The organism is Bifidobacterium callimiconis (assembly GCF_003952005.1).
GTDB classification, from domain to species: domain Bacteria; phylum Actinomycetota; class Actinomycetes; order Actinomycetales; family Bifidobacteriaceae; genus Galliscardovia; species Galliscardovia callimiconis.
Genome location: NZ_QXGJ01000019.1, coordinates 1 through 22,924 on the forward strand (window position 1 = coordinate 1; position 22,924 = coordinate 22,924).

The window sequence follows — 22,924 nt, forward strand, 5'->3', positions numbered from 1 at the left end:
CGCGCATTCATGTAATATTTCTACTCGTTGCTTCAAGCGAAGTCAACAAGATGGCTCCGTAGCTCAGTTGGTTAGAGCGCCGCCCTGTCACGGCGGAGGTCGCCGGTTCAAGTCCGGTCGGAGTCGCTTGGATGAAAGCCCGGTCTCGGCCGGGTTTTTTGTTCAATGGCTCTGTAGCTCAGTTGGTAGAGCGAACGACTGAAAATCGTTAGGTCAGCGGATCGATGCCGCTCGGAGCCACCAGATATCCCCGCGGGTTTCCCGACGGGGATTTTTTGTATCTGGGCACGGATGCCCGGGCTCAACCCTAATGTCTCTCCCTCAGTCACGCTGCGCGTGACGGCTCCCTCCCTCGGAGGGGGCACACGCTCTTTATCTCTGTGCTCCCTCCGGGGGAGGGAGCTGGCCGCCACAGGCGGACTGAGGGAGGGATGGGCTTCTGTGTCGCCCCGCGTTCCTACATGTGGGATGGCGTGTCGGAGTCCCGGTCGTCTTGTGCGCGTTCACAATGGTTCTCCGAACGGGGGCGCCGTCAAACGGTCCGGCGATCCCACATATAGGGACTCATGGAGATATTTTGGGAGTTCTGCCACTGGAACGGTCAAATAGGCGGTACCATGTTTATCGATGGAGCGCTTCCAATGTAGGGGAACTCCAATAAGTCGACAGACCTTAATGTCAAAGGAGAACAGCATGGTCTACAGGATGATCTTCAACCAGACGGCGTACTTCGGTCGCGGCGCGATCAAGGAGATCCCGGAGGTCGCCAAGAAGCACGGATTCAAGAAGGCGTTCATCGTCACCGATCCGGTGCTGCTGGAGACTGGCACCGCGAAGAAGGTCACCGACGTGCTCGACGCGGCCGGACTGCCGTACGAGGTGTTCGACAATGTCAAGCCGAACCCGCCGGTGGAATGCATCCAGGACGGCGTGCTGCGCTTCAAGGCGTCCGGCGCCGACTTCCTGATCGGTCTGGGCGGCGGCAGCCCGCAGGACACCTGCAAGGGCATCGGCATCATCAGCGCGAACCCGGAGTTCGGCGACGTGCTCTCCCTCGAGGGCGTGGCCGACACGAAGAACCCGAGCGTGCCGATCTTCGGCGTGCCCACCACCGCCGGCACCGCCTCGGAGACCACGATCAACTACGTGATCACCGACACGAAGAACAAGCGCAAGTTCGTGGCCGTGGACCCGCACGACATCCCGATCGTCGCGTTCGTGGACCCGGACCTGACCGACTCCATGCCGCGCGGCCTGAAGGTCGCCACCGGTCTGGACGCCCTGACCCACGCCATCGAGGGCTTCATCACCCCGGGCGCCTGGAGCCTGTCCGACTGCCTGAGCATGCAGACCATCCGCATGATCGCGAAGAACCTCGCCAAGAGCGCGGACGGCGACGTGCCGGCCGGCGAGCAGATGGCCTACGCCTCCTACATCACCGGCATGGCCTACTCCAACGTCGGCCTGGGCCTGGTGCACGGCATGGCCCACCCGCTGGGCGGCCGTCTGGGCGTGGCGCACGGCGTGGCCAACGGCATCCTGCTGGCCCCGGTCATGGAGTACAACAAGGACTACACGGGCGAGAAGTACCGCGACATCGCCGACGCGTTCGGCGTGGCCGACGCGTACACCGGCGATCTGGAGACCGTGCGCGAGGAGGCCGTCCAGGCCGTGCACAAGCTGACCGTGGACCTGAAGAACCCGACCACGATCAGCGAGGTCGGCGCCACCGAGGCCGACCTCGAGCCCCTGGCCCACGACGCGTTCAACGACGTGTGCACCCCGGGCAACCCGCGCAAGGCCACCGAGGAGGACATCCTCGCCATCTACAAGAGCCTCATGTAGCTCTCAGGTTCCGAGCCTCGCTCCCCTCAGTCGCGCAAAGCGCGCCAGCTCCCCTCAGCGAGGGGAGCTGGCCGACAAAGTCGGACTGAGGGGAGTGTACGTCCCAGAACCAATCTCCCTATACATTCACTGAGGGGAGAGACCCATACAGGTCTCTCCCCTCAGTCATATCTCAGCCGCCCGGCCGCTACTCGTGTGACTGCGACTTCTCGGTCTTCTCGCCGTGCTCCTCGTCCCACTCTTCATCGGTGGGTGTCTCGTCGTACAGCTCCTTGCCCTCGCGCTCCACAAGCTCCATCTGCTCGTTGATCCACGCGGCCTCCGCCGGATTGATGTCGGCGGTGTTGAGCACCTTCTGCCACACCGGGTAGAACAGGTGCATCATCGGATACATGGCGGTGAACAGAATCTCCGGCTTGTGCTTGCGCCAATGCTGCGGATGCGCGTCGAACGTGTTCTTGAATCGCTTCATGTAGTTGCGGAACGACGAGAGCGACGTATCCATGCGGCGGGCGCTCATGCCGGCGATCATGCGCGGCGAATACACGGTCTTGAGTCCCTTGCCCATCAGGTGCAGCGAGATGTCGATGTCCTCGTGCATCACGTCGGACTTGTCTCGGCACACCTCGCCGGAGATCTGACGCCATGCGGAGGCACGCAGCGCCATGTTCGATCCGAACAGCAGCGGCTGTCCGTCGTCCGCGCGGTAGATGCGTCTGCGGATCGAATTGTCGCCCTTGAGACCGAAATGGCGCGACGGCATATCGTAGTACATCACCGGACCGGTGGCGCCCATCGCGTCGGGATCCTCGGTGAAGATGCCGGTGACGACCTCCACCCAGTCGGGCTTGATCATGCAGTCGGCGTCGAAACGGCCCAGAATATCGCCCGTGGCGTGGTCGAGACCGTAGTTTCTGGTGGGGATCAGCCCCTGTTCCTCATCCTGATCCATCAGGATCACGTTGTCGTCGGGATGCTCCCTGATGAAGTCCTTCACCACCTGTGCGGTGTTGTCGGTGGAGCGGTTGTTGACCACGATCACCTCGTGGGGGCGCACGGTCTGTCGCGTAGCGTTGAGCAGACAGTCGGCGATTCTTTCTTCCTCATTCCATGCCGGAATCACGATCGAGACGGTAAGCACGTCTTCCACAATACGCGAGAGCGGGGATTGCCCGGCGCCTGTCAGGCAAACGTTTCGTAAACGTACGTCAGTCATGCCGCCGTTCGTACGATACATGTCACCGTCGGTGGGAATAATGTCGCGTATGAATGAACGTCAGGAAGAACGCTTCGACGTCGGATCGGTGTTTCCGGACAAGGGGGATCCGAGAAGGCCTCCGGAATGGTTCGGCCGTGGCCTGCTGTATACGGCGATCGCCGTGTTCGCGGCGGTGTTCGTATGGAATACGTGGGGCAAGATCGATTCGATCATCCTCTATGTGGTGATCTCCATGTTCATCGCGCTGGCCGTGGAGCCCGTGGTGCGCTGGCTGGTCAGCCACGGTTGGAAGCGCGGCGTGGCATCCGGTGTGACGCTGGTTTCGCTGCTGGTGATCATCTGCGGACTGCTCACCCTGTTCGGCAATATGTTCGTGCAGCAGCTGGTGGGCATGGTCAAGAGTCTGCCCGGCCTGTACAACCAGATCGTCGACGTGATCGAGTCCCAGACCAACTGGAAGGTGCCCAGCATGGAGGATCTGGGCATGGAGGTGTTCAAGAGCCTGCAGACCAGCACGGTCACCAACTTCGCCAATCAGGCGCTGACCACCACGTTCTCGTTGCTCAACGTGCTGCTGGGCATCATGACCGTGGCGTTAGTCACCTACTATATTTCCGCGGCATTCCCCGCCATGCGGCGCAGCCTGTGCCAGTGGATCGCGCCCAAGAGCCAGGAGCGTTTCCTGGTGGTGTGGACCGTGGTGCAGGATCAGATCTCGAACTTCCTGTACAGTCGCATCATTCTGGCGGCCATTTCCAGCGTGTGCATGTCGATCTTCATGATGACGCTCAACATCCCGTACTGGCTGCCGCTGTCGATCTTCTGCGGACTGGTCTCGCAGTTCATTCCCACGGTGGGCACGTACATCGGCGGCGCGCTGCCGGTCGTGTCCGCATGGGGTACCAACGGCATCAAGTACGCGCTGTTCGTGCTCATCTACATCGTCGTCTACCAGCAGATCGAGAACCTGATCCTGTCGCCGGCGATCTCGCAGCGCACCATGGACCTCAACCCGGCCATCGCGTTCCTTGCGGTGCTGGCACTCGGTTCGGTGTTCGGCGCATTGGGCGCGTTCCTTGCCCTGCCGCTCACCGCCAGCTTCCAGACCGTGTTCAAGGCGTATACCAAGCGCTACGAACTCATCGACTCGCCGCTGCTGAGCGACCCGAAGCCGGTGAAGAAGTCGAAGATGGTGGAGGGCGTGGAGGCGTTCAACACTCACGTCGTCAAGCCGGTCGCGGATCACATGCCGCGCGCCGCACAGGGGTCGACCGCCCGGGTGCGCGTGCACTCCTCCGCGGTGAGCGGCGAGCTCGAGTACGTGCACAATCGTCTTGCCGGGTATTCCACGTCGGCAGAACTCGACGATTCGCAGACCGTGGCGATTCCGAAGAAAAGCGTGAGACCGGACTCGTCCAAACCGGATCTCAATCCGTCCGACGAATCCTATGACAATACTGATGGTACGGTGGACGGGCATGACGATCGGCGTGCCGATCATGACGATCGCGCCGACCGTGCCGATCACACCGAATCCGTTCGTCCCGACGCGGACGACACCGCTACCGGCCGTAGTGCCAGGGAGGAGTGGCGCTAAATGGCCCTGCTGTCCGCCATCGACGTACTGCTGTTCGTACTCGGAGCCGCCGGCATGATCTATCAGGCGGTGTGCCTGCTCACCGGATTCTTCGCCAAGACCACCACCTTCCCCGAAGCGCCCAAGGACAAGCGCTACGCCGTGCTCATCTCGGCGCGTAACGAGGAGACCGTGGTGGGCAATCTCATCGACTGCATCCAGAACCAGACGTATCCCCGTGAACTCATCGACATCTGGATGGTGGCCGACAACTGCACAGACGGCACGGCGGCACTGGCCAGGTCCAAGGGATGCCACGTGGTCGAACGATTCGACCAGACGCAGATCGGCAAGGGCTTCGCGCTCACGTTCCTGCTCAACAACATGATCGACTCGGGGGCCACCAAGAAATACGACGCCTATTTCGTGTTCGACGCGGACAATCTGCTCGACAAGGACTACTTCTCGCAGATGAACAACGCCTTCCAGTCGGGCTTCCGTATCCTTACGAGCTATCGCAACTCCGTCAACTTCGACGACAACTGGGTGTCCTCCGGTTCCGCACTGTGGTTCGTCAGGGAATCCCGGTTCCTCAACAACTCGCGCATGGTATTCGGCTCGAGCTGCCACGTGGGCGGCACCGGATTCATGTTCTCCCGCGAGGTCATGGAACGCAACGAGGGATGGAAGTTCCATCTGCTCACCGAGGATCTCGAATTCACGCTCGACTCGATCCTGCACGGCGACCGCATCGGCTACTGCGGCACCGCGGTACTGTACGACGAGCAGCCGGTCACGTTCAAGCAGAGCTGGCGCCAGCGACTGCGGTGGAGCCGCGGCTTCCTGCAGGTGTTCCGTTACTATGGTCCGGCCATGATCCAGCGCGCCATCAAGGAGCGCGACTTCTCCTGCATCGACCTGACGCTGCTGATCTGCCCGTTCACCGCACTGTCCGTGATCCGCACCGTGCTGGCCGCGGTCTTTGTGGCGCTCGGATTCGTCTCGTTGGCGAGCCAGCTTGCCTCGCTCAACTTCTGGATCGTGGGCGGCGTGGCGTCCGTACTCGGCATGATGGCGCTGGCCGCCATCACCTGCATCGCCGAACGCGATAAGATCGACGCGACGAACAAGGAACTCGTGGCCTACTGCCTGAGCTTCCCGATCTACCTGATCAGCTACATCCCGATCTCGTTCCAGGCCATGTTCTCCAAGCCCGGATGGAAGCCCATCGAGCATCGCGGACGCTGACGCATGATCGGCCGGCCGGCATGATCGGCAGAACGGCAACGCCGCATCAAGACCCACGAACCAAACGATACGCATGATAAGAGGAGCACACTCGTGACCGTATCCGCCATCGACACCAACCCCACCAATCCGGGGTCGAGGCGATCCCTCCGCGTACACCGTCGGGCGATGAGCCGACGCAAGGCCACGGTGATCGCCGCGGCCGTGACCACCGTACTGCTGTCGGCAGGCTACATCGTGGCCGACATGGCCGATGTGGTCCCGGGACTGCTCACGACGTCATCCGTTCAGCCCGTCACCTTCCCCGCGGCCAAGACGGCACGCACGGTGAAGACCGTGACCGCGCAGGTGCAGAACGGTCCAAGCCTCGACGCATCCCAGGCGCAGAAGCTCGTCGACGAGTTCGCCGCATCCGAAGGCGTGGGCACCGACTTCTCGCTGATCATCGCCGACGCGCAGGGCAACGCCGTGGTGAAAAGCAACGAGACCGCCACCCGTGAGCCCGCGTCCACCATGAAGACGCTGACCGCGTTCGCGGCCGCGTCCACGCTCGACATGACGTCCACGCTCGACACCGAGGTGTACCTCACCGGCAGCGGAGACTCGGCGAAACTGACCCTCAAGGGCAACGGCGACATGCTGCTCGGCTCCGGCGAATCCGACCCCGACCACATCAACGGGCGCGCCGGCATCGCCACACTGGTCTCCCGCACCGTGGCCGCGCTGCGCAACAAGAACATCACCACGGTCGACCTTGCCTACGACGACTCGCTGTTCGGCAGCAAACGACTGCCCGACACCATCGCCGCCAACAACACTGACCTCATGAACGCCGCACCCATGGCATCCATGGCCATCGACCAGGCACGAAACTGGACCGGCGCCGATAAGCCGTCCGACCCCGACGTGGACACGAAGTTCCCGCCACGATCCAGCACTCCGGCCGCCGACACCGCCGCCGAGTTCGCGCGCCAGCTCGCCGCACAGGGCATCACCGTCACCGGCACCACCGAAGGCACGGCACCGAAGGACGGCAACCCCATCGCCTCCGTCAGCTCCGCCAAACTCAGCGAGATCATGAGCTACATGCTCAGGAACTCCAACAACACCGAAGCCGAACTGTTCGGCCGTCTCACCGCGCTCAAAACCGGTCAGGAGAACTCGCCGGAAGGCGCCACCAAAGCGGTGAAGAGCATCCTCGAATCCCACGGCATCAACACCACCGGACTGACCATGGCCGACTGCTCCGGCCTGTCCACCGGTTCCCAGCTCACCGTGGAGACCCTGCTGCAGACCCAGGCCAAATATGCGCAGACCGGCACCGCGGTTGCGGCGGCCAGCGAGGCGCTCGCCGTCAGCGGACTGTCCGGCACCGCACTGCATCACACGTTCCCCAGCTCCTCCAACGGCCTCATCCGTCTCAAGACCGGCACGCTCGACACGGTCACCTCCATGACCGGCAACGTGTCACGTACCAAGGGCGGCGTGATCACCTTCGCGATCATCATCAACAATCCGCAGAACATGTGGTCCGCCATTCAGGCGCTCGACCATCTCGTCGGCCAACTGCCGGAGCTGTGACCATGGCCTACACACCGGAACTGCGCAAGGCCATCGGCGACGTACGCCGATGCCTCGAAACACTGGACATCCACGGGCCATCCGGTCCTCGTCGCCACGGCATGCATGAACCGGACCGCAACGCTCCACTGGTGCTCGTCGCCTGTTCGGGAGGACGAGATTCACTGGCGCTCGCATCCGTCGCCGCCACAGTCTGCGGCATGGTCGGCGCACGGTGCGGTGCGGTGATCGTGGACCATGGACTTGTGTTCGGCTCCGCCGACGTGGCGCGTGCGGCCGCGGACAAATGTCGCGGATTCGGCATGGCCCCCGTGATCGTGCGCCGTGTGATCGTCGACGCCTCCGGCGTGGGCGTGGAGGCCGCGGCGCGGGACGCGCGATACCAGGCGCTGATCGACGTGGCCGCGGAACTCGGCGCCACCGCGGTGCTGCTCGCCCATACGCGCGACGATCAGGCCGAAACCGTACTGCTGGGACTCACCCGCACCTTCGGGCTTGATTCCCTTGCCGGCATGCCCGAAATGATCGAACGGGACGGCGTGACGTTCGCCCGTCCGTTCCTTGACCTCACCCGCGCACAGACCACTGCCATCTGTACGAGTCGCGGCATCGAATGGTGGGACGATCCGACCAACGGGGGCACCTCCGACGAAGGGGGACTGTCCACCGACCTGCCGTTGCGCAGCCGCATCCGCAACGCGCTGCTGCCGTATCTGACGAATTTCGTGAAGACCGACATGGTGTCGCACCTGTCGCGCAGCGCCCGTATCGCCCAACGGGACAAGGACTACATCGACTCGCAGGCGGCGCTCGCCTACGAACGCGCCGTGGACTTCGCCGATGGTGAAGCCATGGCGAGCATTGATGCGCGATCGTTGTCCAACGAACACGAGGCGATTCGTACGCGGGTGATCGCCCGCGCCCTTACGGAAGCCAATGTTTCCGCATCATCCAAGCACGTGGAGGCCATTGACCGTCTGATCGTCGACTGGCATGGGCAGGGCGCAGTGCGTCTTTCCAGCGGTTACTCAGCAAGTCGTCAGAATCACGTCATTCTCCTGTGCCATGATGGAATGCATGAAAATCGCTGATATCCAAGACGACATCATTGAAGAACTCGTCACCCGGGAACAGATCGACGCCAAGATTCAGGAGGCGGCGGCCCAGGTGAGTCGCGACTACGCAGACAAGGATCTGCTATTGGTGGCCGTGCTGAAGGGGGCAATCAACACGCTGGCCGCGTTCTCCCAGGCCCTGTCGATTCAGGTGTCCATGGACTTCATGAGCCTGTCGTCGTATGGTTCGGGCACGGAAAGCTCCGGCAAGATCACGGTGCGTCAGGACCTGTCCACCGACGTGCGTGGCCGTCACGTTCTGATCGTCGAGGACATCATCGATTCCGGCATCACCCTCGACTGGCTGATCAAGGAACTCAAGAACCGCGGCGCCGCATCCGTCGAAGTGTTCGCTCTGCTCGAAAAGCCGGCACGTCACAAGGTGCATATCGACGTAAAATACCCCGGATATGAGATTCCCGACAAATTCGTGGTGGGATTCGGCTTGGATTATGACGAGAAGTACCGCAACCTCGATTCGATCGCGGTGCTCAATCCCAAGGTATATCAAGGAGACCAGGAGTAGTACATGAGCTTTCCGGGCCCGAACAGGGGCGATAACGGTAACCCGTTCACCAATCCCGATGGGGGTCGGGGCGGTAAGTCCAACAAGAACAAGAACGGCAACGGGCAGCCGCGCCCGTTCTGGCAGTCGCCGTGGATCTGGGTCACGCTGCTGGTGCTGCTCGCGATCAGCGGATTCCAGATGTTCTCCATGGGTGGCACCCAGACCATCAACACGCAGGACGGCCTGCAGCTGCTTGAGGACGGTGCCGTGCAGTACGCGGAGATCACCGAAAACAAGCAGACCGTGAAGCTGGAACTCAAGGAGGACTTCACCAAGAAGGACCCCGACACCGGCAAGATCCGCAACTACGGCAAGAACGTGCAGTTCTACTACGTGTTCGCGCAGGGCGGTCAGATCTCGCAGGCCGTGGAGAAGGCCAACCCCTCCAAGGGCTGGACCTCCACCGTGCCGCAGACCAGCATGCTCACGTATCTGCTGAGCTCCCTGCTGCCGTTCCTCATCATCTTCGGCCTGTTCTGGTGGCTGATGAGCCGCATGCAGGGCGGTGCCGGCGGCATGTTCGGCATGGGCAGCAAGAAGACGGGCAAGCTGCTGGAAGGCAACACCCCGAAGACCAAGTTCGCCGACGTCGCCGGTGAGGATGCCGCACTGCAGGAGGTCGAGGAGATCAAGGACTTCCTCAAGGATCCCTCCAAGTACAAGGCCTTGGGCGCTCGCATTCCGCGCGGCGTGCTGCTGTACGGTCCCCCTGGAACCGGTAAGACGCTGCTGGCGCGAGCCATCGCCGGCGAGGCCGGCGTGCCGTTCTATTCGATGGCGGGTTCCGACTTCGTCGAGATGTTCGTCGGTCTGGGCGCATCCCGAGTTCGTGATCTGTTCGACGAGGCCAAGAAGAACGCTCCGGCCATCATCTTCATCGATGAGATCGACGCCGTCGGCCGCAAGCGCGGATCCGGCATGGGCGGCGGTCACGACGAGCGCGAGCAGACGCTGAACCAGCTGCTCGTCGAAATGGACGGCTTCGACAACGATACGAACCTCATCATCATTGCCGCCACCAACCGTCCCGACGTGCTCGACCCCGCACTGCTTCGTCCTGGCCGATTCGATCGCCAGGTGGCCGTCGAGGCTCCTGATCTGGAAGGTCGCGAGGCCATCCTCAAGGTGCATGCCAAGGGCAAGCCGTTCGTGCCGGACGTGGATCTGCACATGATCGCCGTCCGTACCCCGGGCTTCACCGGCGCCGATCTGGCCAACGTGCTCAACGAGGCCGCACTGCTGTGCGCCCGAGCCGGAGCCCAGCTGATCGACAACCGTGCCATCGACGAGGCCATCGACCGCGTGATGTCCGGTCCGCGTCGTCGTTCCAAGGGCATGGCGCTCGAGGAGTTGCGCAATACTGCGTATCACGAGGGCGGTCATGCATTGGTCGCGGCCGCGCTCAACAACACCGACCCGGTGACCAAGGTGACGATTCTGCCGCGTGGCCGTGCGCTTGGCTACACCGCCGTGATGCCCACGCAGGATCGCTATTCGCAGTCCCGCAACGAGCTGCTCGATCAGATGGCCTACGCCATGGGCGGTCGCACCGCCGAGGAGGTCGTGTTCCACGATCCGACCACCGGCGCGTCGAACGATATCGAGAAGGCCACGAACATCGCCCGCAAGATGGTGGTGGAGTTCGGCTTCTCGTCCAAGCTCGGTGCCATCAAGTGGGCGTCGGACGACGACCAGACCACGGTGATGGACGGTCTGAGCCCGCGCAAGTACTCCGATCAGACCGCGCAGACGATCGATGACGAGGTGCTCAAGCTCGTCGAGACCGCGCATACCGAGGCGTGGACGATCATCAACGAGAACCGTGAGGTGCTTGATGAGCTCGTCCGTCAGTTGCTGGTCAAGGAGACCCTGAACGAGAAGGAGCTGGCCGTCATCTTCTCCAAGGTGAAGAAGGCCCCGCAGCGCGAGGTGTGGCTGTCGGACGACCGTCGTCCCGATTCCGATCTGCCGCCGGTGCCGATCCCCGAGTCCCTGCGTCGCAACGCCGGTCTTGAAGGGGCTGGCGCCGCCGCACCGGCCGCCGGCAACGGCAATACCGAAGGAGCCGCCCGATGAGCGATACCGCAGCACAGAGGCCGTTTGACGAGGAAGGCGTGCGCCAGGCCGTGCGCCTCTACCTCAAGTCCATCGGCGAGGATCCCGACCGCGAGGGGCTGCTCGACACCCCGGATCGCATTGCCAGGGCATCGCGTGAGCTGTTCGCCGGTCTGCAGCAGGATCCCAAGGACGTGCTGTCCGCACGGTTCAAGGTGGACACCGAGGAAATGGTGCTGGTGCGCGACATCGAGCTCTACTCGGTGTGCGAGCATCATCTGCTGCCGTTCCATGGCGTGGCACACGTGGGATACATTCCCTCGAAGGAGGGCGTGACCGGCCTGAGCAAGCTCGCCCGTCTGGTGGAGGTCTACGCTCGTCGTCCGCAGGTGCAGGAACGTCTCACCCAGCAGATCGCCGACGCGCTCATGGATTACGTGGACGCCCGCGGCGCGATCGTGGTCACCGAGTGCGAGCACCTGTGCATGTCGATGCGCGGTGTCAAGAAGTCGCAGGCACGCACCACCACGTCGGCGGTGCGCGGACTGATGCGACAGCCCGCCACGCGTGCGGAGGCCATGAGCCTGATCCTGTCGCAACACTGAACAATCCACTCCCGTCGGTGACTGCGGACGAATACGATCCGCGATGCCGGCCGGTGGAAAACTGACTGAGGGTGGTCGCAGAACGATGGTGACCACCCTCAGTTGCGTATAAGGGGAAACAAGAATGACCGATATCAACGCATTGCACGATCCCGACCACACGCTGGTCATGGGCGTGCTCAACATCACCGAGGACTCGTTTTCCGACGGCGGATTGTGGCTCGACCCCGACAAGGCCCGTGAGCATGGCCTGACGATGATGAACGAGGGCGCCGATCTGATCGACATCGGAGCGGAATCCACGCGACCGGGTGCAAAGCGCGTCAGCGAACACGACGAGCTCGCCCGCGTCACCGGCGCCGTCAGGGCTCTGCTCGAGCACGACGCCATGCTGTCGATCGACACCACACGATCCTCTGTGGCATTGGCCGCATTGAACGAGGGCGCGCAGATCATCAACGACGTTTCCGGCGGCCGTCTTGACCCGGAACTGCCGCACGTGGTCGCCGACCATGACTGCCTGTACATCGTGCAGCACTGGCGTGGCTGGCTCGCCGGCGGCAAGGGCGGCGTGCCCGACGCCGACACCTCCGTATACGAGCACGGCGTGCTGCGCGACGTCAAGGACGAGCTCATGACCCAGGTGGATGCGGTGCTCGCCGCCGGTGTGAAGCCGGAGCGCGTGATCATCGATCCCGGTCTGGGATTCTCCAAGCCGGGCATCGAACACAATCTGCCACTGCTCGCCGGACTCGAAACGTTCGAGGAGACCGGCTATCCCGTGCTGATCGGTCAGTCCCGCAAGCGCTTCATCACCGCCATGCTGCAGGAGGCCGGAATCAACGAACCGACGATGGAGGATCGTGATTCCATGACCGCGGCACTGTCCGCCATGTGCGCCGAACATGGCGCGTGGGCCGTGCGCGTGCACGACGTCCCCCGTTCCGTCGCCGCCGTCCACGCCGGCACCCTCTGGCGCCGCTTCCACTGACGTCCCCAACCCCTGTGGCTCCCCTCCTCACGGAGGGGAGCTGTCCGCCGAATGGCGGACTGAGGGGAGTCCTCGACTCCGTCCACGTTCTGCAGCCCGTCTGCCGCCATCAGTTTTGTTCCTCCGCCCCCCTCTATCCCTGAAAGGCCCCAATCCCCATGGATTCCATCCGTCTCACCGGCATTCGAGCCGAAGCCACGCACGGCGTCCTCGACTTCGAACACGTCGAACCGCAGCCGTTCATCGTCGACGCCACGATGTTCCTTGATCTTTCGGAAGCCGGCCGCACCGACGATCTCACCGCGACGGTCGACTACGGACAGATCGCCCAGCGCATCGTCAACGTGATCGAAGGCGAACACGTCGATCTGATCGAACGTCTGGCCGCCAAGATCGCCGATTCGATTCTGCTGTCGCATCGTATTCGTCGGGTCATCGTCACCGTGCACAAGCCGAACGCGCCGATCACCGTGCCGTTCGACGACGTGAGCGTGACCATCGAACGGGCGAGTGACGGAGGGGATGAACCGTCCGAAGCGTCTCTGACCGCCGCGTCCTCGACTGCCGTACCGCACGCCAGCGATACGTCCGATCGCGAGCCGGCTACGCCGAAGGTGCATTCCGCGGTGATCGCCATGGGCGGCAATCTCGGTGATGTGGAACAGACGCTGCGTGCCGCGGTGGTGGCCATCGACGGCATTCCCGGCAATCAGCTCACCGGCATCTCTCCGCTGTATCGTACGGCCGCATGGGGCATGGAACCGGGTACTCCGGACTTTCTCAACGCGGTGATCCAGGTCAGCACCACACTCGACAAGGAGACGCTGCTTTCCTCCCTGCAGACCATCGAATCCGCGCACGGACGCTCCCATGAAGTGCACTGGGGATCCCGTCCGCTCGATCTCGACATCGTCGATTACGACGGCGAGATCAGCGCCGATCCGCATCTCACCCTGCCGCATCCGCGCGCATGGCAGCGGGCCTTCGTACTTGCGCCATGGGCCGATCTCGACCCCGAAGCCCGTCTGACCGGCGCCCACGGCGGGCGCATCGCCGATCTGCTGGAGCAGACCCCGGATCACGATGCCGTGCACAAGGTGTCGGACGGCTGGATTCTCGGCGGATCCGTCGCCGAGGCATAATCGTACGAACGAACTGACGGGAGACAACGATGAAGGCACGTCGCACGCCGTGGTGGTATTACGCCATCGCAGTGATCCTCGGCGGATTCGCCGGCGTCATGCTGGTCAAACTCACCGAGCACAGCGAATACACGTTCACTGGCGCACCATGGATCGTGCCGGTGCTGCTGGGACTGCTCGGCGTGCTGGTGCTCATCCTGTCGTGGCAGGTGCACAAGTACGTCAAGGGCGATCTCAAGGATCTGAGCATGGAACGGGCCGTGAACACGCTCGTGCTCGCCAAATCCCTAGGCGTGGCCGGCGCGGCCCTTGTCGGATGGTACGGTGGCCAGCTGATCATGTGCCTGCCGCATCTCGATGCGGAATACTACGCCACCGCGGCATTGGAATGCGGCGTGGCCGCGGTGGTCTGCCTGGCCGATATGATCATCGGCATCGTGGGGGAGTACTGGTGTCAGTTGCCGCCGCGCGAGGGACCGGAACATCCGCAGGTCAAGGAGGCCGAGCGTCTGCGTGGCGCCGCGCCCGCCACCAATGCCGCCAATCAGGTGACCGCCAAACGTCGGCCCGGGCGTGGGGCCGGTCACGGCGATTCCCGCTGACGATCGCATCGGGTTCCGACGAACGTGACACGTATGTACACGCATGTGACACAATGGAACGTATGACACGTTATGAATTGCGCATGATCACGGGTACCCGTGACATCGCCCTGTGGGCCGCCGGCGAGGGTGGGGAACTGCGCCCGGTGCACGTCTACGGCGAGCACGAACAGTACCCGCTGACGACCGACCGATATTATACGAATCTGCCGAATCTGTTCCTCGACGTGCTCGATCTGCTCGACGGCAACGATGCTGCTTCGGATGGCGAACAGATCGAGGCGGCGGCGGCCGGCGGCAAGACCGTCAGTCTGCGAAATCTCGCCCAGCGTGCGGCCCATGCCGCGGCGGACGGCTCCGGTAACGCCCGTCGGTTCAAGGACGCCCGTGCGTTGTGGGCGTTGATGAGCAACCACGTGGCCGTGCACGTCAAAAGGCCCGACGATGAGCCGATCGTGGACGTGCGCCGTACCAGAAACTGGAAGAAGAACCAGCCGATGCGCGCGGTTCCCGTTGACCCGAACGCATGGTTCATCTCCAGTGTGTATTCGCGTTCCAACCAGCGAAAGAATCCGGTGGTCGTGTACCGTGGCATCGACGCCGTATTCAACGCGCTGATGGGTGATCTCGACGAGACCGCGGCTCCCGTTCTGGCCAGTGCGCGCGATGCGATCTCCGCGAATCTGGATTATCCGACCTACGCCGACGTGGCCGGAGCGCTTGACGATTCCAATATGCTGGTGTTCCACAACGATCAGTCGTTCGCCGACTGGATTCGTGAACGGTCAAAGGAACAGGACGTGATCTTCCCCGATACGCCGGCACAGGTGTATGCGATTCCCGATCCCACGGTGGATGAGGACGATCCTGCCTATCTGCCCGCCGAATCCACGATGACGATGAGTCATCTGGCCAACGTCCTCGCTCCGCGCGAGTAGTTAGTTCCCTGAGCATAGACCAAGCCCCCTCTGATGAGGGGGCTTTTCCGTCCGGCCTTACTTCTTCCGCGGCACGCGGATCATGGCCTCCTGGCTCATCGCCGCCACCAGCTGACCGTCCTGCGAATACACCTTCGCATAGCTCAGTCCACGGCCGTGCGCGGCGGTGGGAGTATCCTGCACGTACAGATGCCATTGGTTCACATCCACGTCGCGATACCACCACATCGAATGATCGATCGTCGCGTACGAAATGCCGGGGGTCATGAAACTCAGTCCGGCACGGCGCACGATCGGCTCCATCATGATCTGATCGCAGCCGCAGGCGAGGATGGCGCGATGGCACAGCTGCGGCACGTCGGCGTAGCCGTCCACCTTCATCCACACCATCTGACGGCCGCTGTCGTTGGTCTTCGCGGTCTTGTCACTGCCGAGCATCACCGTGGAATTCACGTGACGAATGTCGAACGCGGACTTGGTCGCATAGTAGTTCGCGAACGCCGACTGATCGGCATACGGCTCCATGAGCTCCTTGGCCGAGCTCAGCGTCTCCGGATCAGGCACGTTCTCCGGCATGGGATCGGAGAACTCCACACCATCCTGCCCGTGCTTCTGGAAGCTGGCGATGGCGGTGAGGATCGGGCCCTCCGCCTGCGTGGCGTTCACACGACGTGCGGAGAACGAACGACCGTCGCGAAGATTCTCCACGTCGAACAGCACGTCCTGATGAATGTCACCGGCCGCGATGAAGTACGCGTGGATCGAATGCGGCAGACGCTCCTCGTCCACCGTGCGCGCGGCGGCCACCACGGACTGTGCCACCACCTGACCGCCGTAGACGCGGCCGGTGGGGAAGTACAGACTCTCGCCATTGATATACGTGTGGTTACGGTATGCGGACGGTTCCCCCAGATGAAGCACCTTGATCAGATGTTCCAGCGGTGTCTTTTCCTTGACCGGCATAGCTTTCCTCACTTCACGTATAGCCTGATTCAATATGTCTGCAAAGCAGTCTATCCGGGACTCGTAAAGAAACCTTGGTGTGTTATGTAACGACTTCGTGAGATAGATGAACGCAAGATGACGACGATTTCCCGCTGTGTTCCGATCCCCCTGTGCTCCCTCCAAGGGAGGGAGCTGTCCGACACAGTCGGACTGAGGGAGGGCTCAAACCCCCGAAAGATCAAATATGCCGCATAAACCCCACCCTCATATCAGACAAAAACGGCGCCCCGCCCGGATCCCTCCGAACGGAACGCCGTTCATGTCAATCGACGCCCAGACCGGCATCGCCGACCCGACACGTCGTCATCGCACACGCGGTGTCACGCGCATCTCACACGCGGGTGAGCTTGCGGTGCAGACGGTGCGGACGGGCCGCATCCTCGCCGAGGCGAGCCACACGGTTCTCCTGGTAGGCCTGGAAGTTGCCCTCGAACCAGTACCACTTGGCCGGGTTCTCGTCGTCACCCTCCCACGCGAGGATGTGCGTGGCAACGCGGTCGAGGAACCAACGGTCGTGGGAGATCACCACGGCGCAGCCGGGGAAGCCGAGCAGTGCGTTTTCGAGCGACTCCAGCGTCTCGACGTCCAGATCGTTGGTGGGCTCGTCGAGGAGCAGCAGGTTGCCGCCCTGCTTCAGGGTGAGCGCCAGGTTCAGACGGTTGCGCTCACCGCCGGAGAGCACGCCCGTGAGCTTCTGCTGGTCGGAACCCTTGAAGCCGAAGCTGGCCACGTAGGCGCGGGTCGGCACTTCCACGCCGGCCACCTCGATGAAGTCGAGACCGTCGGACACGGCCTCCCACAGGTTCTTCTTCGGATCCAGGCCGGCACGGTTCTGATCCACGTAGCTGATCTTCACGGTCTCGCCGATCTTCAGCTCGCCGCTGGTCAGCGGCTCCAGGCCCACGATCGTCTTGAACAGCGTGGACTTGCCCACACCGTTCGGGCCGATCACGCCGACGATGCCGTTGCGCGGCAGCGTGAAGGACAGGTCGTCGATGAGCACGCGGTCGCCGAACGCCTTATGCAGGTGCTTCGCCTCGAGCACGAGCGAGCCCAGACGCGGGCCGGCCGGGATCTGGATCTCGGAGAAGTCGAGCTTCTTGTTGTTGCGTGCCTCCTGCTCCATCTGGTCGTAACGCTCCAGACGGGCCTTGTTCTTGGCCTGACGGGCCTTCGGCGAGGAGCGCACCCATTCGAGCTCGTTCCTGAGGCGCTTGGCCAGCTTGGCATCCTTGGCGCCCTGGATCTCCATACGCTTGGCCTTGGTCTCCAGATACGTGGAGTAGTTGCCCTTGTACGGGTAGAGCTGACCACGGTCCACCTCGCAGATCCACTCCGCCACGTTGTCCATGAAGTAACGATCGTGGGTGACGGCGATCACGGCGCCCTTGTACTGGTGCAGGAACTGCTCCAGCCACAGGATCGACTCGGCGTCCAGATGGTTGGTGGGCTCGTCGAGCAGCAGCAGATCGGGGGCCTCAAGCAGCAGCTTGCACAGAGCCACACGACGGCGCTCGCCACCGGAGCACACGGACACCGGGGTGTCGGGATCGGGGCACTGCAGGGCGTCCATGGCCTGCTCGAGCTGGGAGTCGAGATCCCAGCCGTCGGCCGCGTCGATCTCGGCCTGCAGCGTGCCCATCTCCTCCATCAGCGCGTCGAAGTCGGCGTCCGGATTCGCCATCTCCTCGCCGATCTCGTTGAAACGGGCCACCTTGGCGGCGATGTCGCCGAACGCCATCTTGATGTTCTCGCCCACGGTCTTGTCGTCGTCCAGCGGCGGCTCCTGCTGCAGAATGCCCACCGTGTAGCCCGGGGTCAGGGTCGCCTCGCCGTTCGACACGGTGTCGAGGCCGGCCATGATCTTCAGCAGCGTGGACTTACCCATGCCGTTCGGGCCCACCACGCCGATCTTCGCGCCGGGCAGGAAGCTCAGCGTCACGTTGTCGAGGATCACGCGGTCGCCATACGCCTTGCGAGCGTTGATCATCTGATAAATGAATTCAGCCAAGTGAGTTCCTTATCTCTATCGTTGGTTGTATTTCATTGACAAGTATTGGCGTGCCCCGATCGCCGAGATCATCGAGATCGTCGCGAGACACGGCAAAAGTACCAAACCCATTATTCTACAGCCCATCTACAGAGCCTTGCCCGGGTTGTAGAGTGATCGGCGTGCATGATGAGAGATATGAGAAGACGACAGAGACATCCACGGTCTCGCTCGGTGGCATGAACAGAGTGACAGCGGCGCTGCTGGCCGCACTGATTTTTCTGGTGGCGCTGAACCTACGCCCGGCCATCGCGGCCATCGGACCGGTACTCACCCGCATCGGCGATGACCTCGGCTGGGGAGAAAGCATACTCGGCATCCTGAGCGCCATGCCGTTATGGGCATTTGCTCTGGTCAGTCCGCTGGTCCGATTCGTCACGGCACGTATCGGCGCCGATCGCACGATCCTGGCGGCACTGCTGGTGCTGGCGGTCGGCGACGTGACCCGTTCATTCGGCGGTCCGGCGGGAATATGGCTGGGCACGGTGGCCGTAGGCGCCGGCATAGCCGCCGGCAACGTGCTGGTCCCCGTGATCGCCAAACGCGACTATGCCGATCATGTCTCCATGGCAACCGGCGTATATTCGGCGTGCATCACCACCGGTTCGGCCATCGCCGGACTGACCGCGTCACCGTTGGCCGTCGCGCTTGGCGGATGGCGGCCGGCGCTCGCCGTATGGGCCGTGCCTCCGTTGATCGTGGCACTGCTGTGGCTGATGAGGGTAAGGCGCGAACGGACAACCGTCATGACGAGGCCCGCCGCCATTGCCGAAAATCAGCGGGTAGCCGGGGAACCGGCTGCCGGGAAAACAACTGCCGGGGAATCGGCAGACAATCCCGGACCCGCATTGTCCGTGTCCGATCATGCCCCCATCGAGGATCGACCGCTCTGGCGTCGACCGATGACCTGGTATGTCACGTTGTTCATGGGACTGCAGTCGGCCGCGTTCTACACGATGTCGAACTGGCTTCCCTCCGTCGTCGTCAATGCCGGATTCACCGATTCGGTCGCCGGCGTGCATCTGTTCGTCTTCCAATCGTTGGGTATTCTTTCCGGTCTGCTGATCCCCGCACTCATGCGGGTCCGTGGCAATCAGGTCTGCGCCGCCATGACCGCCAGCGTTCCCATGGTCGTCGCCGGATTCGGATGGATGCTGCTGCCGCGGCTTTCGCTGTTGTGGAGTGTGATCGGCGGCATGGGACAGGGCGCCGCGCTGGTCGTCGCGCTCACATTGATCTCCCTGCGTGGCCGAACCTCCGCGGAAACGGTGGCATTGTCCGGCATGGCCCAATCCATCGGCTACCTGCTTGCCTCGATCGGTCCGCTCGCCTTCGGTACGCTTGCCGAATTGTCCGGAGGCTGGACCGCGCCGCTTATCCTGTTCACCGCACTGGCCGCCACGCAATGCGTCATCGCCGTATTCGCCGGCCGCGAGCGTGTGTAATGCCGTTGCGGGCTTATGCCATGCGGCTGCCGAGCCGATGGTGATCGGCGGCATGATGGTGATTGGCGACGGTGAGACCATGGAATCATGGCACGCAACATGTCCACGAATGATATGACATCGGTGTCATCGTCGACGATCGTCACCGACGATGACAGGACGGCCGTGCGTCGTATGCGCATCACCATGCTCGTATGGCTCGCGATATTTGCCGCCATACTGTCCTGCACGATCGCGGCCGGTCTCGATACCAGCGGAGGACCTGCAGAAGGCACGCCGATCATGGCGACCGTGACATCCGTGAACACGCAGGACCGCATCATCACCGTGGCTGCAAACGGCGAGGAGTCCACCTTGCGGCATCTCCGGCACTCGCCCTATGCATATCGCGTCGGCCAGCGGATCAACGCCTTTCTGTTTGAGGGGGAAATCCACGAAACCCTGAACGGGGTCAGCAATACCACGCCATTGCGGCGCGCATACCCATGGCTTGCATTGGGGACGCTTGCGGTCGGCATCGTCACGCTGACATATGCGATCGGATGGCGACGCGCGACGAGACTGATTCGGGAAGCCGAAGCGGGTGATCCGGTCTCCGCCGCCTTTCTGCAACACGGTCCGCAACTGGGCACCGTCGACTGGTGGTGGACGTCCCTTCCCGTCAGACCTCATATGGAACGACGCCATATACGAGCGTTCGGCGTGATTCTTCTGGTTCTTGCCGTCGGCATCATGATTTCCGAAATCCGGCTGTGGCGTTCGCCGCTCATGGCCGAATTCGGCATGGCGATGGCATTGTCATGCATTCCACTGATCGCCATTGGAATATGGTGTCTGTCGTTTGCACGGCACCCGACCGAACATCGCATAGTCGTGCTGGGCCGGCTGCAATGGGTGCTGCTCGTCGTCGGCCTGATCTCGCTGGCCTTCGTATGGATGACATCATCTGATGTGTATGAGGCGGGCGCGATCGTCGCCATGTACGGTTTCGCGTTGAACTACGCCCGCGGCATTCGTATGCTGTCCTATGCGGCACTGCCCGGCGACGTCGTCATTCCCCACGAACGAGAACGTATTGATGCCGATCTCGAACGCATGGCCCGGTCCGAACCGCAGATTCCGTTGGACGAGCTCGGCATGCGCAAGGTCAGGGCTAAACGTGAACGTCGCATGGCGCTGCGATATGCGACGTTGTCCGCGCTGTTCCTGATGATGCTGATCGCTTTCGTCGTGTTGAAACTGACGTTGGGGTAATGGCCGACTTCGGCCGGTATGATCCGACGATAACCGTGCCGGTGACGATCGCCTAACGATCCGCCTTCCGCCGTGCCGTCCATCGTGTGCCGATGCGACGGATCTCCAGGTCCAGACCGAACAGCGCGCCCAACCGGTCCTCGGTCAGGCCGTCCTCCAGCGCGCCGGTGAACACCATCGAACCGGGCAGCGGGTTGCCCTCCAGCGTGGAATAGATCTGCGGATGGCGCTCGCAATAGTCGTCGTATCGTTCCCGGTCGATCCTGCCCATCAGCGCAATGTGATCGAATCCGGCCGGGATCTCCTCCAATTGATGAGTCACGATCACGATCGTGCGGTCGTCGTCCGCCGTGCCCACGCCGCCGAGCTCGCGCATGATGAGCTCGCGGCCGCCCAGATCAAGTCCGGTGGTCGGCTCGTCCAGAATCAGCAGATCGGCGTCGGCCAGCAGAGCCCGGCAGATCAGCACACGCGTGCGCTCGCCTTCGGATAGCTTAGCCATGGTCTTGCCGGCCAGATAATCGATGCCGAATCGTTCCATGATGGCCATGGCGCGTTCGTATTCCTCTGGGGTGTGTTCGCGCCATTCATTGCCGAACTGTCCGCGCATCACGCCCATCACCACATTGAGCGGATCCTCGATCGGGCTGATCTCCCGTCCGAACGACGCCGACGCCAGTGCGATCCGGCTGCGGTGCTTCTGCAGATCTCCGCCGCCGACGGTACGGGAGCCAAGTACCTCCATATGTCCCACGTTCGGAAACATGCGCATCGCCATCATCGACACCAGCGTTGATTTGCCGATGCCGTTCGGTCCGAACAGCACCCAGCGCTGGCCTCGGGGAATGGACAGGTTCACGTCGGCGAGAATCAGACGCTGTTGCCGGTAGAATCCCAACGATTCCGCGTGAACCGCATATTCCTGTCCCGCGCGGGCGCATGATTCCATCATTGTTCCTCTCCTCATCCGAGCGGTCTTCGGCTCCGACCGTTCATGTGGCATAACACGACAGCAACAGCTTAAAACAGATATGAGTACGGCCGAGCACGCGGGGAATGGGAAGCACATATAGGGGAGCGGATTAAGCGCGGAATGGATTAAGTACATGGGGAATGACCGTGCGGCGGCATGGAGAGAAACGGATATACAACGTCGCCGCATGGTCGATTCATAGACGATGATCGATCGTCAGATATCATCATACCTCGAATGTGTACGATCGTACATGTATGTCGTATTTTATGTACGTCGTGTTTTGGAAAGCCGGCGTAACCCAATGGAGTGCCGGACGCCTGATGAACTGCCGGTGAATCGCCGTGCACCGTCGTCTGAAGTGATTGTTACGGCTGTTTTTCGTCGGCAAGTCGAGGGGAACGCTCGCATATTCTTGTTATAGACGTGATTTTGCCGTGTTCGCGACACGCCGAGCGAAGCCTGTGTTTTCAACGTTTTCGCTCCGGTCGATTATGCCCGATTTGCGTGAACGCGAACATCCCTGTAAATTAACTTTCTGTTGCCCAGCACGACAACGTCCACTTCTTCTCGGACGGTTTGTTGGTGTGGTGGTGGTTTGAGAACTCAAGAGCGTGTTTTGTACTACTAAGTTTTGATTGCCAGTCCGGCCATGGCTCCTGTTTTTGGAGTGCCTCGAGAGGGGCTGTGATTGTGGTCGGGTTTTTTGGAA

At 62.3% G+C, this 22,924-nt stretch carries 19 protein-coding genes and 2 tRNA genes; 16 read left to right on the forward strand and 5 right to left on the reverse strand.

Annotation, left to right across the window (positions count from 1 at the left end):
- Positions 1-52: 52 nt before the first annotated feature.
- The 3 genes from D2E23_RS10960 (at position 53) to fucO (ending at position 1,845) form a co-directional block, all read left to right on the forward strand.
- Positions 53-126: transfer RNA gene (locus tag D2E23_RS10960), tRNA-Asp, on the forward strand.
- A 41-nt stretch (positions 127-167) separates the two neighbouring features.
- Positions 168-243: transfer RNA gene (locus D2E23_RS10965), tRNA-Phe, on the forward strand.
- Between the two features lie 450 nt (positions 244-693).
- A complete protein-coding gene (fucO, locus tag D2E23_RS10970) occupies positions 694-1,845 on the forward strand; it encodes a lactaldehyde reductase (RefSeq protein ID WP_126030938.1) in 1,152 nt (383 codons plus the stop codon).
- 187 nt (positions 1,846-2,032) lie between these two features.
- On the opposite strand, the gene D2E23_RS10975 is transcribed toward fucO, so the two are convergent.
- A complete protein-coding gene (locus tag D2E23_RS10975; protein WP_126030939.1) occupies positions 2,033-2,986 on the reverse strand; it encodes a glycosyltransferase family 2 protein in 954 nt (317 codons plus the stop codon).
- A 124-nt stretch (positions 2,987-3,110) separates the two neighbouring features.
- Here D2E23_RS10975 and D2E23_RS10980 point away from each other — a divergent pair, with 124 nt between their 5' ends.
- From D2E23_RS10980 to D2E23_RS11030, 11 genes are all read left to right on the forward strand, one after another.
- Positions 3,111-4,661 carry an AI-2E family transporter gene (locus D2E23_RS10980; RefSeq protein WP_126030940.1) on the forward strand — a complete coding sequence of 517 codons (1,551 nt, stop codon included), beginning with the start codon at positions 3,111-3,113 and terminating at the stop codon, positions 4,659-4,661.
- On the forward strand, positions 4,662-5,888 hold the full coding sequence (locus D2E23_RS10985) for a glycosyltransferase family 2 protein (protein WP_126030941.1): 1,227 nt from the start codon (positions 4,662-4,664) through the stop codon (positions 5,886-5,888).
- Positions 5,889-5,981: 93 nt separating this feature from the next.
- On the forward strand, positions 5,982-7,469 hold the full coding sequence (gene dacB / locus D2E23_RS10990; protein WP_241227292.1) for a D-alanyl-D-alanine carboxypeptidase/D-alanyl-D-alanine endopeptidase: 1,488 nt from the start codon (positions 5,982-5,984) through the stop codon (positions 7,467-7,469).
- Between the two features lie 2 nt (positions 7,470-7,471).
- Positions 7,472-8,560 carry a tRNA lysidine(34) synthetase TilS gene (gene tilS / locus D2E23_RS10995; RefSeq protein ID WP_126030942.1) on the forward strand — a complete coding sequence of 363 codons (1,089 nt, stop codon included), beginning with the start codon at positions 7,472-7,474 and terminating at the stop codon, positions 8,558-8,560.
- Entirely contained in the window at positions 8,547-9,110 is a 564-nt protein-coding gene (gene hpt / locus D2E23_RS11000) for a hypoxanthine phosphoribosyltransferase (RefSeq protein WP_126030943.1), read from the forward strand. The genes tilS and hpt overlap by 14 nt, the downstream gene beginning before the upstream one ends.
- A gap of 3 nt (positions 9,111-9,113) precedes the next feature.
- A complete protein-coding gene (gene ftsH / locus D2E23_RS11005) occupies positions 9,114-11,228 on the forward strand; it encodes an ATP-dependent zinc metalloprotease FtsH (RefSeq protein WP_126030944.1) in 2,115 nt (704 codons plus the stop codon).
- A complete protein-coding gene (gene folE / locus D2E23_RS11010; protein ID WP_126030945.1) occupies positions 11,225-11,812 on the forward strand; it encodes a GTP cyclohydrolase I FolE in 588 nt (195 codons plus the stop codon). The genes ftsH and folE overlap by 4 nt, the downstream gene beginning before the upstream one ends.
- A 124-nt stretch (positions 11,813-11,936) precedes the next feature.
- The gene (gene folP / locus D2E23_RS11015; RefSeq protein ID WP_126030946.1) at positions 11,937-12,803 is read left to right on the forward strand and encodes a dihydropteroate synthase; all 867 of its coding nucleotides are present in this window, start codon (positions 11,937-11,939) and stop codon (positions 12,801-12,803) included.
- A gap of 158 nt (positions 12,804-12,961) precedes the next feature.
- Positions 12,962-13,945, forward strand: a complete 984-nt coding sequence (folK, locus tag D2E23_RS11020; protein WP_126030947.1) for a 2-amino-4-hydroxy-6-hydroxymethyldihydropteridine diphosphokinase — start codon at positions 12,962-12,964, stop codon at positions 13,943-13,945.
- Between the two features lie 29 nt (positions 13,946-13,974).
- Entirely contained in the window at positions 13,975-14,547 is a 573-nt protein-coding gene (locus tag D2E23_RS11025) for a DUF3180 domain-containing protein (RefSeq protein ID WP_126030948.1), read from the forward strand.
- Between the two features lie 62 nt (positions 14,548-14,609).
- Positions 14,610-15,485 (forward strand): hypothetical protein, encoded by an 876-nt coding sequence (locus D2E23_RS11030; protein WP_126030949.1) that lies wholly within the window; start codon positions 14,610-14,612, stop codon positions 15,483-15,485.
- Positions 15,486-15,542: 57 nt separating this feature from the next.
- Here D2E23_RS11030 and D2E23_RS11035 read toward each other — a convergent pair whose 3' ends face one another.
- Together D2E23_RS11035 and ettA are read right to left on the reverse strand one after the other, a co-directional pair.
- Entirely contained in the window at positions 15,543-16,448 is a 906-nt protein-coding gene (locus tag D2E23_RS11035) for an acyl-CoA thioesterase (protein WP_126030950.1), read from the reverse strand.
- A gap of 373 nt (positions 16,449-16,821) precedes the next feature.
- Positions 16,822-18,501, reverse strand: a complete 1,680-nt coding sequence (gene ettA / locus D2E23_RS11040) for an energy-dependent translational throttle protein EttA (protein ID WP_126030951.1) — start codon at positions 18,499-18,501, stop codon at positions 16,822-16,824.
- 218 nt (positions 18,502-18,719) lie between these two features.
- On the opposite strand from ettA, the gene D2E23_RS11045 reads away from it, so the two are divergent.
- Positions 18,720-19,985 carry an MFS transporter gene (locus D2E23_RS11045; RefSeq protein ID WP_126030952.1) on the forward strand — a complete coding sequence of 422 codons (1,266 nt, stop codon included), beginning with the start codon at positions 18,720-18,722 and terminating at the stop codon, positions 19,983-19,985.
- Positions 19,986-20,099: 114 nt separating this feature from the next.
- Positions 20,100-21,239 (forward strand): hypothetical protein, encoded by a 1,140-nt coding sequence (locus D2E23_RS11050; protein ID WP_126030953.1) that lies wholly within the window; start codon positions 20,100-20,102, stop codon positions 21,237-21,239.
- 52 nt (positions 21,240-21,291) lie between these two features.
- Here D2E23_RS11050 and D2E23_RS11055 read toward each other — a convergent pair whose 3' ends face one another.
- Both D2E23_RS11055 and D2E23_RS11745 read right to left on the reverse strand, forming a co-directional pair.
- Positions 21,292-22,191, reverse strand: a complete 900-nt coding sequence (locus D2E23_RS11055; RefSeq protein ID WP_241227293.1) for an ATP-binding cassette domain-containing protein — start codon at positions 22,189-22,191, stop codon at positions 21,292-21,294.
- 551 nt (positions 22,192-22,742) lie between these two features.
- The coding region (locus D2E23_RS11745; RefSeq protein WP_206432041.1) for a hypothetical protein at positions 22,743-22,924 on the reverse strand (182 nt) is incomplete at its 5' end.

Bases quoted from the DNA above. Each gene is read 5' to 3' on its own strand.
- D2E23_RS11030 (WP_126030949.1), top strand. From the start codon at position 14,610: ATGACACGTTATGAATTGCGCATGATCACGGGTACCCGTGACATCGCC.
- folK (WP_126030947.1), top strand. From the start codon at position 12,962: ATGGATTCCATCCGTCTCACCGGCATTCGAGCCGAAGCCACGCACGGC.
- D2E23_RS10980 (WP_126030940.1), top strand. From the start codon at position 3,111: ATGAATGAACGTCAGGAAGAACGCTTCGACGTCGGATCGGTGTTTCCG.
- D2E23_RS11045 (WP_126030952.1), top strand. From the start codon at position 18,720: ATGAACAGAGTGACAGCGGCGCTGCTGGCCGCACTGATTTTTCTGGTG.
- folE (WP_126030945.1), top strand. From the start codon at position 11,225: ATGAGCGATACCGCAGCACAGAGGCCGTTTGACGAGGAAGGCGTGCGC.
- tilS (WP_126030942.1), top strand. From the start codon at position 7,472: ATGGCCTACACACCGGAACTGCGCAAGGCCATCGGCGACGTACGCCGA.
- ftsH (WP_126030944.1), top strand. From the start codon at position 9,114: ATGAGCTTTCCGGGCCCGAACAGGGGCGATAACGGTAACCCGTTCACC.
- fucO (WP_126030938.1), top strand. From the start codon at position 694: ATGGTCTACAGGATGATCTTCAACCAGACGGCGTACTTCGGTCGCGGC.
- hpt (WP_126030943.1), top strand. From the start codon at position 8,547: ATGAAAATCGCTGATATCCAAGACGACATCATTGAAGAACTCGTCACC.
- D2E23_RS11050 (WP_126030953.1), top strand. From the start codon at position 20,100: ATGACATCGGTGTCATCGTCGACGATCGTCACCGACGATGACAGGACG.
- D2E23_RS11025 (WP_126030948.1), top strand. From the start codon at position 13,975: ATGAAGGCACGTCGCACGCCGTGGTGGTATTACGCCATCGCAGTGATC.
- D2E23_RS11035 (WP_126030950.1), bottom strand. From the start codon at position 16,448: ATGCCGGTCAAGGAAAAGACACCGCTGGAACATCTGATCAAGGTGCTT.
- folP (WP_126030946.1), top strand. From the start codon at position 11,937: ATGACCGATATCAACGCATTGCACGATCCCGACCACACGCTGGTCATG.
- D2E23_RS10985 (WP_126030941.1), top strand. From the start codon at position 4,662: ATGGCCCTGCTGTCCGCCATCGACGTACTGCTGTTCGTACTCGGAGCC.
- D2E23_RS11055 (WP_241227293.1), bottom strand. From the start codon at position 22,191: ATGATGGAATCATGCGCCCGCGCGGGACAGGAATATGCGGTTCACGCG.